12 protein-coding genes are annotated in these 12,423 nt (G+C 66.4%); 3 read left to right on the top strand and 9 right to left on the bottom strand.

Translation table 11 applies throughout. The features are described 5' to 3' along the window. The first annotated feature begins 24 nt into the window (after nt 1-24). Nucleotides 25-477, top strand: a complete 453-nt coding sequence (locus tag ACVWWN_RS23125) for a DUF1810 domain-containing protein (RefSeq protein WP_457145928.1) — start codon at nt 25-27, stop codon at nt 475-477. On the opposite strand, the gene ACVWWN_RS23120 is transcribed toward ACVWWN_RS23125, so the two are convergent. The 7 genes from ACVWWN_RS23120 to ACVWWN_RS23090 all read right to left on the bottom strand — a co-directional run bounded on the left by ACVWWN_RS23120 (nt 478) and on the right by ACVWWN_RS23090 (nt 6,655). Next, a complete protein-coding gene (locus ACVWWN_RS23120; protein WP_457145927.1) occupies nt 478-1,773 on the bottom strand; it encodes an alpha-amylase family protein in 1,296 nt (431 codons plus the stop codon). Then, complete coding sequence (locus ACVWWN_RS23115; protein WP_457145926.1) at nt 1,770-2,249, bottom strand: nucleoside deaminase; 480 nt, start codon at nt 2,247-2,249, stop codon at nt 1,770-1,772. The genes ACVWWN_RS23120 and ACVWWN_RS23115 overlap by 4 nt, the downstream gene beginning before the upstream one ends. A gap of 11 nt (nt 2,250-2,260) precedes the next feature. Then, the gene (locus tag ACVWWN_RS23110) at nt 2,261-2,872 is read right to left on the bottom strand and encodes a rhomboid-like protein (protein WP_457145925.1); all 612 of its coding nucleotides are present in this window, start codon (nt 2,870-2,872) and stop codon (nt 2,261-2,263) included. A gap of 65 nt (nt 2,873-2,937) precedes the next feature. After that, a complete protein-coding gene (locus ACVWWN_RS23105) occupies nt 2,938-4,638 on the bottom strand; it encodes a tetratricopeptide repeat protein (protein ID WP_457145924.1) in 1,701 nt (566 codons plus the stop codon). After that, nucleotides 4,562-5,635: a hypothetical protein gene (locus tag ACVWWN_RS23100; RefSeq protein WP_457145923.1), complete on the bottom strand. Its 1,074-nt coding sequence runs from the start codon at nt 5,633-5,635 to the stop codon at nt 4,562-4,564. The genes ACVWWN_RS23105 and ACVWWN_RS23100 overlap by 77 nt, the downstream gene beginning before the upstream one ends. After that, entirely contained in the window at nt 5,628-6,218 is a 591-nt protein-coding gene (locus tag ACVWWN_RS23095; RefSeq protein ID WP_457145922.1) for a TetR/AcrR family transcriptional regulator, read from the bottom strand. Before ACVWWN_RS23095 ends, ACVWWN_RS23100 begins: the two co-directional genes overlap by 8 nt. Nucleotides 6,219-6,307: 89 nt before the next feature. Beyond that, complete coding sequence (locus ACVWWN_RS23090; protein WP_457145921.1) at nt 6,308-6,655, bottom strand: DoxX family protein; 348 nt, start codon at nt 6,653-6,655, stop codon at nt 6,308-6,310. A gap of 41 nt (nt 6,656-6,696) precedes the next feature. On the opposite strand from ACVWWN_RS23090, the gene ACVWWN_RS23085 reads away from it, so the two are divergent. After that, the gene (locus ACVWWN_RS23085; protein ID WP_457145920.1) at nt 6,697-7,080 is read left to right on the top strand and encodes a hypothetical protein; all 384 of its coding nucleotides are present in this window, start codon (nt 6,697-6,699) and stop codon (nt 7,078-7,080) included. A 263-nt stretch (nt 7,081-7,343) separates the two neighbouring features. Further along, entirely contained in the window at nt 7,344-7,484 is a 141-nt protein-coding gene (locus ACVWWN_RS23080) for a TetR/AcrR family transcriptional regulator (RefSeq protein ID WP_457145919.1), read from the top strand. A 50-nt stretch (nt 7,485-7,534) separates the two neighbouring features. Here the strand turns inward: ACVWWN_RS23080 and ACVWWN_RS23075 are convergent, their stop codons facing one another. Both ACVWWN_RS23075 and ACVWWN_RS23070 read right to left on the bottom strand, forming a co-directional pair. Continuing rightward, the gene (locus ACVWWN_RS23075) at nt 7,535-9,979 is read right to left on the bottom strand and encodes an arylsulfatase (protein WP_457145918.1); all 2,445 of its coding nucleotides are present in this window, start codon (nt 9,977-9,979) and stop codon (nt 7,535-7,537) included. Between the two features lie 17 nt (nt 9,980-9,996). Further along, nucleotides 9,997-12,363: an arylsulfatase gene (locus ACVWWN_RS23070; RefSeq protein ID WP_457145917.1), complete on the bottom strand. Its 2,367-nt coding sequence runs from the start codon at nt 12,361-12,363 to the stop codon at nt 9,997-9,999. Between the last annotated feature and the right edge of the window lie 60 nt (nt 12,364-12,423).

Below are 12,423 nucleotides of genomic sequence, written 5' to 3'. Positions count from 1 at the left end.
TAGCCTGCAAAACTTGCCAACGAGATGACTGTGGGGAAATCGTTGTACTCAAATGACGCTGATCCGTTCGACCTGCAACGCTTTATCGACGCCCAGGACCCCATTTACGACACCGTGACCGCGGAACTGCGCAGCGGCGCGAAACGCAGCCATTGGATCTGGTTTGTATTTCCTCAGCTGCGCGAGCTGGGACGAAGCCCCACCGCGCTTCACTACGGAATTTCCTCGCTCGACGAGGCACGGGCGTATCTCGCACATGATGTGCTCGGGCCGCGCCTGCGGGAGTGCGCGCGGTTGGTCGTGAGCATCGAGGGCCGGTCGGTCGACGAGGTCTTCGGCTTCCCGGACAACCTCAAGGTGCGCTCGTCGATGACGCTGTTCCGGTACGCGACCGAGGACGAGGCCGATTTCCGCGCGGTGCTCGACAAGTTCTACGGCGGCGAAGAAGACCCGGCCACCCGCGAAGCGGTGTCGTGATCAGCGCGGCGCGATGATCAACCAACCATGCGGTTCGACTGCCGTCTCGGCGACGACGGCCTGCGGGGGAGCACCCGATCCCGCGAGCACCTCGCCCTCGTTGAATCCAAGCTCCACCAAGGACAACGGCAACGGGTCGCTGTCGACGTTCAGCGCCACCAGCAGTGTGTCGCCGCCGTTGCGGGTCGCATAGACGTACTGGGTATTCGTCAGGACCAGCGGCGATGTTCGGGCCGTGTGCAGCCAGGGATGGCGCCGACGCAGCCCGATCAGATACTGGTGCAGACGGAAGGTCTCGTGGCCATCCGTATCGACTTCGGTTGGCTGGGCGGCGAATTCGGGCCGCACCGCGTCGTCGCCGCCGAAGCGCTCCTCCTTCACGCCGCGATAGGCGGACTCGTCGCCGTAATAGACGCTCGGGGTTCCGCCGGTGGTCATCAGGATCACCAGTGCGTGCCCCAGATGGCGGATGTCTGACAACTGGCTGGCAATGCGGGTGACGTCGTGGTTGCCGATGAACGTCATCGGCACGAAGTCGTCGAGGAATTCGCCGTGCCGCACCAACGCCCAGTCGAGCTCATGGAAGTTGCCGTCGTTGAGGCTGCTCCAGATCGCTTTCCACAGTTCGTACTGGGTGACGGAGTCGAATCCGGACGCCCGGACCCGCGCCACGTAGTCGCCGTGGATGACCTCGCCGACGATCCAGGCGTCGCCGGCCTTTTCGCGCACCCTCGGCAGGACGCGAGCCCAGAACGTGTCGGGCACGGCGTAGGCGGCGTCGAGGCGCCAGCCGTCGGCTCCCCGCCGCAGCCAGTGCCCCATCACGTCCACGACGTAGGCCTCGACGTCGGGGTTGTCGTGGTTGAGGGCGATCAGGTCGCCATGACCCTCGAACGTGTCAACCTGGTTGCCGCGTTGTCGAAACCACGCGGTTTCTCCGTCGCGGTAGTGCCTGAAGTCGGTGCCGACATGGTTGAACACACCGTCGAGCAGCACCCGCAGGCCCCGCCGACGAGCCTGGGCGATCAGATGGTCGAAGTCGGCATCGTCGCCGAGTCGCGGATCGATCCGGTAGTGGTCGGTGGTGTCGTAGCCGTGTGTACGCGATGCGAAGATCGGCCCCAGCGCGATACCGGATGCGCCGAGTTCGATGGCGTAGTCGAGCCAGTCCGCGATGCGGCGCAGCCGGTGCTCGTCGGCGGTCGGCACGGGATCGGCGGGATGCGCGCCGACGAACCCCAACGGGTAGACCTGCCACCAGATCGCGTGCTGCACCCAGGCCGGGTCGGTTGTCACGCCCGGAACCTCTTCTCGTAGAGGCCTTTCACGGTTTCCGCGAACTGGAGGACGGGTCCGTCGACGCGCAGGCCGGGGGCGACGGTCGTGATGGGCAGCGGCGCCACCGGCGGCGGGGGTGAACCCCATTCGGCCAGCCACTGAGTCAGCTGTTCCGACGAGGTGGCGTACACGATGCGGCCAAGGCCAACCCAGGCATGTCCGGCGGCGCACATCGGGCAGTGCTCGCCGGAGGTGTAGACGGTGGCCTCCGCCCGCTCCGCCGCGGTCAGGTTGTCGACCGCCCAACGGGCGATCGCGAATTCGGGATGACGGGTCTGGTCACCGTCCTTGACGCGGTTGCGATCCTCGAAGAGCCTCACCCCCTGCGCCCCGACCAGAACGGAGCCGAAGGGTTCATCGCCGGCGTCCAGCGCCTCGCGCGCGAGGTCGACGCATCGGCCGAGCTGTTCGAGGTCGTCGTCGCTGATCACCACAGCCGGTGAGTTTACGCAGCTACCGCCACCGGCCGGCGCGATCGGGTCAGCGGATAGCACGCCAGCCCGATCAGCAGCGCACTGAAATGGCCGAGCTGGGTGAAGTCCTGTTTGACGGCCAGCGAGATGACGAAGACCAGTAGCGCGCCCACGACGTACATCCATCGCCAGCGTCGCGGAATGCGGTAAGTGAGCACACCCACGATGCCGACCACGAAATAGCTCACCCCGATGTCGCGCGCGTCGATCAGCCGCGGAGAGGACACCGCCTCCTGGATCCTCCAGTAGAGGTATCCCTCGCTCAGATACGTGGCCCCGACATGACTGACGAGCCCCACGAACAGCCATCGCAGACGCCCGAGCCAGCGCTCGGCGGGGGCCAGGAACAGCGTGAAGACCACCAGATAGGGCGTCCAGTACTGGCCATCGATCCACAGCAGGCTCTGGACCAGCACACGGACCGGATCCGAGGCCAGATGGTGCAGGTTCGTCGAGTCCTTCTGCAGCAGCGCGTGTAGCCGCCGTAGCGGTATGGAGTGTTGGACGATCGTCGTGACGAGCAGCAGGGCGAGCCACGAGTAGGTCAGCGGGGCGCTTTTCACGTAGCGCCAAACCCTCTCCACGTGTGACCACGATAGAGCTCGGCGGAAGGAGACCGTGGAATGAGTGTGTGGGTTTCGGCTGAGGCTCAGCCGTGGCAGCACGCCTCGGTCACCTCGAGACGGCAGGCGCAGGACGCAAGAATCGGCACATCGGCGCGGGCCTGCAACAACTCGAGCTGTTGGCCGATGATCGCGGCCTCCGCCCTGCGTCCGAGCTTATGCAGGCATTCGTGGTACCCGTGCAGGCTCCAGACGTTGCCGGGATGCTGGCACGGCCGGCTCAGTGTGGGGTCGAGGCCGAGGTCCGCCGCGTACACCTGGGCCGCCTCCTCGACATGCCCCTGTTCGAGCAGGAGCGCGCCGTAGGCATGCCGCGTCGGCTGCATCCAGCCCCACGGTTCGTCATAGGGCAGTGCGTCGTCGAGTTCGATGGCGCGCCGCAGATGGGCGAAGGCATCGTCGTATCGGCCTTCCCGGTAATCGATTTCGCCGTCGAGCATGGCGGCCGCCACGGCGAGAATGTCGCGGACGGTGTTGTTGAACAGGTATCGGGTATCGGGGATGCGGGCATACGCCTGCGTGAATGCCTCACGCTCGGCGCGCGCCGCGTCCACGTGTCCCTTCGCGGCGTGGGCCACCCCGCGGCCGTAATGGATGGTGGCCGCGGTGCTGCAGAACAGCTCGGGATCGGCGGGCAGCCGGTGGCCGATCAGCTCCTCCCACCGCCCGAAGCGGACCAGGACGTGAACACGCAGCGGAACGAACGCTTCGAGCCAATCGGCCATCGGGGGAGACTCGATGGCGAGCAGCTCGGGGGTGAGCTGCCCGGCCAACTCGTCGGCGGCCCGCAGAGCGATGGCCGATGAGCCCTCGAACATCGCGGAGTACACGATGAAGTGCAGGTTGTGTGCTCGGTACAGCGAGTAGAAGTTCAGCGGGCCCTCTCGCTCGACGAACCGTCGATCCGCTTGCGCCGCAGCCAGATTGGACACCACCGAATCGCGGTAATTGCCGCACAGCACATCGATGTGGCTGGCCATGTGCTGCAGATGACCCGCGTCGGGCACCAGACCGCGGAGCAGATCCGCGGCCGGCAGGGCATTCTGCGGGGTGCCCGACATCTCCATGGTGTGCAGATAGAGATGGAGGACACCGGGATGCTCGCGGCCGGAGGCGGTGGTCAGCGCATCGTCGAGGATGCGCTTCGCCTCCACGACCCGAGACCCCTTGGCGGGCTCTCCGGTTGCGGTGTCCCACAATGCCCATGCCGTCACATTCACCAGTGCATCGGCGGCCAGCGCCTGCACGTCGATGTCGTCGGCAAAGGCCGCGGCGAGCGCCGCCATCGCGTCGGCGTAGGCCCCGTGCCCGGCCTGCAGGGCCGCCGCGTCGAAGGGGTCATCGGTGGGGAAACGGGCCTGCAGCGCTTCGATGAGCCCGCGTTCGGCCGCATCGGCGCGCCCGTTGGCCGCCAGGCGCAGTTCCATCCGGGCGCGGGCAAGCGAGGCGGCCAGGTCGACGGGGTCGAACGCCTCCCATGCCTTGTTGTAGTTGGGCCCGACACAGTAGGCGACGCCCCACCGCGCGATCGCGAGGTCCGGATCCAGTTCGAGCGCACGGTCGAAACAGTGAATCGCCTCTTCATGGTTGAACGCGTACGCCCACACCATCCCGCGGTCGAACCAGATCTGTGCCTGCGGCGAGGTCGTCTCAATCGGCCGGTGATAGGACCCCAGGTCGTAATAGGGCTCGGTCTCGCCCGGCACGACCGGGGAGGTAACGCTCATAGAGGGCACGATAATTGACTCGCGAGGCGGTGGCGAGGAAAGCGAGCAGGGCGCCCGAACCGGCCCAGATCGCCAGCGTGACAAGCGGCGTGATGGCGCCGTTGCCGCCGAAGTAGGAGACGCTGCGCAGCAGCGAGACACCCGAGCCCTGGGGCACGATCGCGGTGAACGCGGAATAGAAGCCCGACAACAGCGGTCTGCCGACCGGACCGGCGGCAGCAGCGTTGCCAACCACCACCAGGAAAGCCGTCAGCACCATCGACGCGACCGCCCCGAATGCCGCCGCGACACCCGTGATGGCGCCGCCGACCGCCATCGCGTAGAGCCACAACACCGCGAACACCTGCCAGCTGTGGCCGGTCAACGCATCGAGAATCAGGTCGACATAAACAGTCACCGCGCCCGCCAGCAGGGCCGCATAACCGGCCAGTGTGGCGCTACGCAGTGCCAGCGTCAGCGGCTTGCGCACGGTACCCATCACACGCACGAACACGGTGGCGCCCACCGAGGCGCCGATCGAGATGAAGATGATCGCGTAGAACTCCACCGTGCCCGACGGGTCACCCGCCGAAGCGGGCGCGACATCCTCGACAGCGGGTCTCAGGCCGGCCTTGGCGGCGATGCTGCGGCCCACCGTCTCCCCGGCGGTGGCAACACTGTGCCCGCCACCGCCTGCGACATAGATCTTCATCTCGCCGTTCGGCGCGACGACGAACGCCGCGTCGGTCTTGCGCTCGTACACCTGCGCTCGGGCGGCGGCGTCATCACCGACTTCGTTGACCGTCAAAGCATCCCGACCGCGAATGCCGTCCACCAACTGCTCGGGTCCGGCGACGGCGACCGTCATGTGATGCAGCGTCGGCTTGGCGAACGCGCCGGAGTAACTGGCGATCATCGCGATGACGAGCAGCGTCAACCCGATCATTGCCAGCGCCACGGTGCGTACCGCGGCACGATCGCGAGCGGGATGCCGCTCGGCGGCTTGATGTTTAGCCATGGTGATCACCTTTCGAGTACGTGTTGAGCCCGAGTAGGCCGTCGACGGTGTCGAGCGCAGCGCTGACCCGCCCGCCGAGGTCGGTCGAGTCCGGGTCCTCCATCCAGGACCGCAGCACCTCCATGAACCCGCCGACCAGGAATCGCGTCACCGACTCCGGGGTCAGGCCGGCGATCCGGGAGACGACGGGCATGCCCTGCGTCGCGATTTGCTCGCAGGCTGGCAGGAGTTCGGTGCGGAATGCCGTCACCACTCGCTGGGTGACGGCGCTCGGCACGATGTTGCGGTACATCGTCCGGTGCTCGGCGGCGAAGTCGAACAGCCGGAGGATGCGGGCGCGGGCATCGCCGCACCCGTCGGCCGTCGCGGCGGCGAAAGCGGCGCCGAACGCGGTCGCCACGGCGTCGTCGCGGTCGCTGAAGTGCTGATAGAACACCTGCCGGCTGACGCCTGCCCGGGCGACGATGTCGCCGACGGTCAGCTCGTCCACCCGATGCTGGTGGGCCAGCGCGAACGATGCCTCTCGAAGCCGGGCGCGAACGCGTTCGGCGCGGGGGTCCACGCTGTTGGTTCGAGCAGCCATGGTGAAAGCCTAAACCATTTCGTAGACAACTGACCACGAAATGTTAGGTAATCTAAGACAGCTGTTTGCGCAGGTGTGACTCGCGCTACTCAGAGCGTGGGCAGCACGGCGGCGGCCAGGGCCAACACGAGTCCGAGCACGGCAGGCGCGGTATCGGCGGCCCCGCCTCGGACGCGCAGGTGAAATGCGATCGCCCCGACCGACAGCAGCGCCAGACCGGTCGCCGCAGCGATGCCGAGCGGGGCCCAGAGCAGACCGACGAGCACGCCCGCCACGCCGGCGAGTTCGAGCGCCCCGATGAGCCGCCACTGCAGAGGTTTGACGCCGAGGTGGTCGCGGATCTCCAGCGACTTGGGGACGCCGAGCAACTTGATGCTCGCGGAGAAGGTGAACAGCGCCGCGAGCAGCAGCGTCACGATTACGGTGGCGGTGTCCATCCCTTCGCAGGGTAGAAGCCCATGCTCATCAGGAGTCGGAAATGATCCGATGCGTTCGCTTGTGGACGGGCGACGACGACTCGTCGCATGTTCAGATCGGCCGACTCGACATGACGCCCGGCCGCAACGCCGACCAGGTGTCGCCGGCCATGGCGGTGTCTCATGTGACCGTCGAGGAGACCGCCACCGGCGGGGCATTGGCCTGGCACACCGCGCCGGTACGTCAACTGGTCGTGACGTTGGCCGGCACGTTGAGCTTCTCGACGCGAGACGGTGAGCAGTTCACGCTGCGCCCCGGCGACGTTCTGCTCGCCGAGGACACCGCCGGATCCGGCCACCAGTGGCGCCTCGAGGGCACCGATTCCTGGCGGCGGATGTACGTGGTCCTTGCCGAGGACACCGAGGTCCCGTTCGTCGTCGACTAGTGGCCCGGGATCGGCGCGCTTACCTTCTGGGACGTTCTTCCACACTTTCCGCACCGAGCCGCCTACCGAGTGGCGTTGCAGCGGCTCACGGGTCGGCTGACGGCTGGGCACGTACCTCGACGGCTGCCCGCGCGACCGTGCCGTCAGGGCGCTGCTGCTCGAGGCGCGCGGACACCTGCCGATCGCCGATGAGGTGACGCACGGCAATTGGACCTCAAACGCGGTCGCCGCGACTCCGCCGCCCTGCACAGCGGGCCGGCCTGATGGGAGCGTTCGTGATCGGCCTCGCCACCACGCGCTGCGTGCTGGCCAACCCGGCGATCGCAGATCTGAGCCATGACGAGCTCGTCCGCTGGGCCGGCCCCGTGATCAGTCAGCTGTTGGTAGGTCCCGCACCGCCGTAACGGAGATTCGACACCGTCGCTGGAACGTGTTCTAGTCCAGCTGTGCTGGACTACTGCCGTGCCATCGCCAGGTTGAACCGTTCTTCGGGCGTGATGAGATGGTCGTGGCCGTCCTCGCCGATGTCGAGCTGAACCCACTCGATCTCGCCGGTGAAGCGGTTGCCCGTCGGCCCGTAGTCCGGCGAGGCGGGCGAGCCGGTGTCTGAACCGACGTCGCAGGCCTCGTCGGCGGAGTAGCCCATCGGAATCGTGCGCTCGACTCGTCCTTTTCCGACGGCCTTGCCGTCGTAGTAGAGCGTGACGTCGCCGCCCTTGGCCAGGCCGCCGCCGTCGTAGCGGAACTCCATCCGAACCTGGTGCCTGCCCGTCGGGATCGGCTTCTTGGCGGCGACGATGTAGTGCTCGATGCCGAAGAAGTTGAAGCAGTACTTCAGCTTTCCCTCGTGCGCATACAGCGACCAGCCGCCGACGCTGCCGCCCTGGGTGACGATCACGCCCTTGGCGCCCGATTCGGGCACGACGACGTTGGCGGTCACCGAGTGTGATTTGTTCTTGAGCGTCAACACGGCCCACTCGCTGACGCGCATCCCCTGGAACAACAGCTGCGTGTTGCCGCGGATCAGTTGCGGACGCCCCGCGATGTCGGGATTGATCCGCTCGAACCCACGATCGTCGAGCGGGACAACGTTGTACTTGACCGCCTCGATCAACCAGAGCCGTTGCAGCTCAGCGAGTTTCTCCGGTCTCGCGGTAGCCAGATCGTGGGCCTGTGTCCAATCGTCGGGGCCGTACAACTCCCAGATGTCGTCGTCGAACGGCGGCGGAGTGTCGGCCTTCCATGGCGTGCGGTGCTTCGTCACCGCCGTCCAGCCCTGGTGGTAGATACCACGATTGCCCATCATCTCGAAGTACTGCACCTCGTGGCTCTCCGGTGCTTGGGCGTCGCGCAGTGTGCCCAGCATGCTCACGCCCTCCAGGGGTGCCTGCGCGATCCCGTTCACCAACGTCGGTGCGGGAATTCCGGCGGCCTCCAGAATGGTGGGCGCGACGTCGATGACGTGGTGGAACTGGTTTCGCGTCGCGCCTTTGTCCCCCATGCCCGTTGGCCAGTGCACGATCGTGCCGTTGCGGGTGCCGCCCCAGTGCGACGCCACCTGCTTGGTCCACTGGTAGGGCGCGCACAGGCCGTGGGCCCAGCCGACGGCGTAGTGGTTGTACGCCTCGGGAGTACCGAAGTCGTCGATCTTGGAGAGAAGGAACTCCGGGGTCTCGATCCCGGGCATGCCGTTGAGAGTCGTCATCTCGTTGAAGCAGCCGTTGAGTGTGCCCTCGGCTGATGCACCGTTGTCGCCGAGAATGTAGTAGATCAGGGTGTCGTCCAGGACACCGAGGTCCTCGATCGCGTCGATGACACGACCCACCTCGTGGTCGGTCTGCTCCATGAAGCCGGCGTAGATCTCCATCTGACGCGACAGCACAGGGTGAAGTTCGGCGGGCATGTCGTCCCAAGCGGGTATTTCGTCGTGGCGCTCGGTCAGCTCCGCCTTCCGCGGTACTACGCCCAACTTCTTCTGCTGTTTGAGCATCCGCTCTCGAAGCGCGTCCCAGCCGTCGTCGAACTTGCCCCTGTACTTGTCGGACCACCTCCCCGGGACGTGATGAGGAGCGTGGGTAGCCCCGGGGGCGAAGTACATGAAGAACGGCTTGTCGGGTAGCAGCGCTTTCTGCTGGCGCACCCAGGTGATCGCGTGGTCGGCCAGATCCTCGGTCAAGGTGTAGCCCTCCTCGGGTGACTTCGGCGGCTCGACCGCCGTGGTGCCCTCGTAGAGACCCGGATAGTACTGATTGGCCTCTCCGCCGACGAAACCGTAGAAGTATTCGAAGCCCGAACCGGTCGGCCACTGATGGAACGGCCCGACGGGAGTCACCTCCCAGCCCGGCACCTCATGGCACTTCCCGAACTGCGCCGTCGAATATCCGTTGAGCTTCAACGTTTCAGCGATCGGCGCCTTCTCCTTGGGCCGGATGCTGTTGTTGCCCGGCGCCGACGTCGCCATCTCGGTGATCGCCCCCATCCCGACCGAGTGATGGTTGCGACCGGTCAGGAGAGCCTGCCGGGTGGGGGAGCACAGTGCCGTGGTGTGAAACCGGTTGAGTTTCAGTCCGTTGGCCGCCAGTCGCTCGGCGACGGGGGTACTGCACGGGCCGCCGAACGCCGACGAGGCACCAAATCCGACGTCGTCGATGAGTACGATGAGCACATTCGGGGCGCCCGGCGGTGGCCGCAGCTCCGTGATGGGCGGATACTTTGTGTTCGGGTCCTTGGCGTCATACGTGGTGAGCCCGACGTGTTTGGGATCCGGGATGGGTAATTGCTCGCGCGCCAGGTGCGGCGCCGTCTGCGTCCCGACCGCCGGCGGCGCGGACTTCTTCGCCGCCGCGGACTTCTTCGCCACCGACTTCTTCACTGCGGTCTTCTTCGTGGCCTTCGCCATGGTCGGCCTCTCTGAGTTCACTGACGCGCCATGGCGACTCGCGCCTCGGCCTTCTTGGTCTCTGCTTCGTCGTGATCGGGTTTTCCGGATACGTCCACGGTGACTTTCGAGATCGTCCCGGTGAACGGGAACGGCGACGTGTACCGCGCCGACGTCGCCGAACCCGGATTGCGGCCGACGGCGAAACCGCTGCCGAGTCCCAGTGCCAGCGGAATCGTCACCGACAGATCAGCCTGACCCACCTGCTCTGCGTCGACGAAGAGCTTTCCGACGCCGGGGGTGCCACGCCCGGCCATCAGGTCCGGGGCGCCGGTGGGCTCGAATTCATAACGCAGCGCATGCTTTCCGGCGGGTATCGGTTCGTCGGAGGACACCGGGAGTTCCTCGGCGCCGACGTAGTTGTGGACGTAGTGCAATCTGCCATCCTGGATGAACAGCACGTAGCCGCCGACGTTGCTGCCGTGGCAGGCCAGCACGCCTTCATCACCGTCGGACAGTTCCACGTCGACGGTGATGCTGTGGGCACGGTTGAGAACCTTGGCGGCGACGTTCTCGGGCACCGCCTGGGTGCCGGGGAAGTAGACGTAGGTATCGCGGGCAGCGGCGATCTGCGGGCGCGGATCGGCGAACCTCATGGTCCCGCGGCTGTCCAATGGCAGCACGTTGTACTTGCCGGCCTCGGTGTACCAGAGCGCGATCATCTCGATCAGCGTGGCGCGCTCCTGCTCGGCGAGATCCCTGGTTTCGGCCGGGTCGACATCGACGTGGTACAGCTCCCACCCGGTCGCGTCGAGTGCGCGCAGTCGGTCCTCGGCCAGTTCGAGCTGGCCGAAGCTCACGCCTGCCTCCGCGAACGACGTGCCGGGGAACGGGCACACCGCGCGCCAGCCGTCGTGGTAGATGGCGCGGTGGGCGAACATCTCGAAGTACTGCGTGTGGTGCTTCGTCGGAGCTTCGGAGTCGTTGAAGGTGTGGGCCAGACTGACGCCCTCGATCTCCGACTGGGCCACCCCGCGAAGCTCGGTCGGCGCCTCGATGCCCAGCGCCTCGAGCACGGTCGGGACCATGTCGACCGCGTGCGCGTATTGGTTTCGGATCTCACCCTTCGCCTTGATCCCCTCGGGCCAGTGCACGATGAACCCATCGGACACACCACCGCGGTACGTCTCTCGCTTCCAACGCCGGAAGGGCGTGTTGCCGGCGAACGTCCAGCCCCACGGATAATGGTTGAAGTACTTCGGGCCGCCCAGGTCGTCCAGGGCGGCGAGGTTCTGCTCGAGGTCGTCGGGCACGTTGTTGAAGAACTTGTTCTCGTTGACCGAGCCGTGCGGGCCGCCCTCGGCGCTGGCCCCGTTGTCGGAGATGACCATCACGATCGTGTTGTCGAGCTGACCCACCTCGTCGAGGAAGTCGAGCACGCGGCCGATGTGGTGGTCGGTGTACTCGAAGAAACCTGCGAAGAGTTCCATCATGCGGGCGTAGAGCTTGCGCTCGTCCTCCGACAGGTCGGCCCACTCCTGCACGTCCGGGTCGTGGCGGGACAACTCGGCATCGGCGGCGATGATGCCGAGTTCCTTCTGGCGGGCGAACACCTTCTCCCGGTAGGCGTCCCATCCGTCGTCGAACTGCCCCGCGTACTTGTCCGCCCATTCCTTGGGTACCTGGTGCGGGGCGTGGTTGGCGCCGGTGGCGAAGTACAGGAAGAACGGTTTGTCGGGCGCTACTTGCTTCAGATCCGCGACGAACTCGATCGCCTTGTCCGCCAGGTCGGCCGAGAGGTGGTAGCCCTCGTCCGGCGTCTTCGGCGCCTCCACCTGGTGGTTGTCGAAGACCAGGTCCGGGTAGTACTGGTGGGTGTCGCCGCCCAGGAACCCGTAGTAGCGATCGAAGCCCCGGCCAAGGGGCCAGCGGTCGTACGGTCCCGCTGCGCTGATCTGTTCAGCCGGTGTCAGGTGCCACTTGCCGACGCAGAACGTGGCGTAGCCGCGGGGCAGCAGCATCTCGGAGAGGAATCCGTTCTCGAACGGGATCGCGCCGTTGGATCCCGGGTAACCCGTCGATCCCTCGGTGATGCACGCCATCCCGTTCGAATGGTGGTTTCGCCCGGTCAGCATGCACGACCGCGACGGCGAGCATAGCGCGGTGGTGTGCATGTTCGTGTAGCGAAGGCCGTTGGCCGCCAGCCGATCGAGATTGGGGGTGTTGATGGGCGAGCCGTAGCAGCCGAACTGCCCGTAGCCCGTGTCGTCCAGCACGATGTACAGGACATTCGCAGCCTCCGGCGCCGACCGGACAGGCGCGGGCCACGCCGGCTGCGACTCGCTTACCGTCCGCCCCATCCGACCGGTGAAAGTGGTGCCCGGTCTGTACTCGCGCAACGCCATCTCATCGCTCCCTGCTGCTCTGAAGGACCGGCGGAGCCGGAGGCGCTCAGCTTACGCCCG

It is taken from the genome of Mycobacterium sp. URHB0021 (genome assembly GCF_054057895.1).
Note: the sequence above shows the minus strand (reverse complement) of the source record. Positions and strands in the feature narration are given on the sequence as shown.

Excerpts from the sequence above, each read along its gene's own strand:
- ACVWWN_RS23070 (WP_457145917.1), bottom strand. The coding sequence starts at position 12,363 with ATGGCGTTGCGCGAGTACAGACCGGGCACCACTTTCACCGGTCGGATG.
- ACVWWN_RS23125 (WP_457145928.1), top strand. The coding sequence starts at position 25 with ATGACTGTGGGGAAATCGTTGTACTCAAATGACGCTGATCCGTTCGAC.
- ACVWWN_RS23075 (WP_457145918.1), bottom strand. The coding sequence starts at position 9,979 with ATGGCGAAGGCCACGAAGAAGACCGCAGTGAAGAAGTCGGTGGCGAAG.
- ACVWWN_RS23100 (WP_457145923.1), bottom strand. The coding sequence starts at position 5,635 with ATGGCTAAACATCAAGCCGCCGAGCGGCATCCCGCTCGCGATCGTGCC.
- ACVWWN_RS23105 (WP_457145924.1), bottom strand. The coding sequence starts at position 4,638 with ATGAGCGTTACCTCCCCGGTCGTGCCGGGCGAGACCGAGCCCTATTAC.
- ACVWWN_RS23090 (WP_457145921.1), bottom strand. The coding sequence starts at position 6,655 with ATGGACACCGCCACCGTAATCGTGACGCTGCTGCTCGCGGCGCTGTTC.
- ACVWWN_RS23085 (WP_457145920.1), top strand. The coding sequence starts at position 6,697 with ATGATCCGATGCGTTCGCTTGTGGACGGGCGACGACGACTCGTCGCAT.
- ACVWWN_RS23080 (WP_457145919.1), top strand. The coding sequence starts at position 7,344 with ATGGGAGCGTTCGTGATCGGCCTCGCCACCACGCGCTGCGTGCTGGCC.
- ACVWWN_RS23095 (WP_457145922.1), bottom strand. The coding sequence starts at position 6,218 with ATGGCTGCTCGAACCAACAGCGTGGACCCCCGCGCCGAACGCGTTCGC.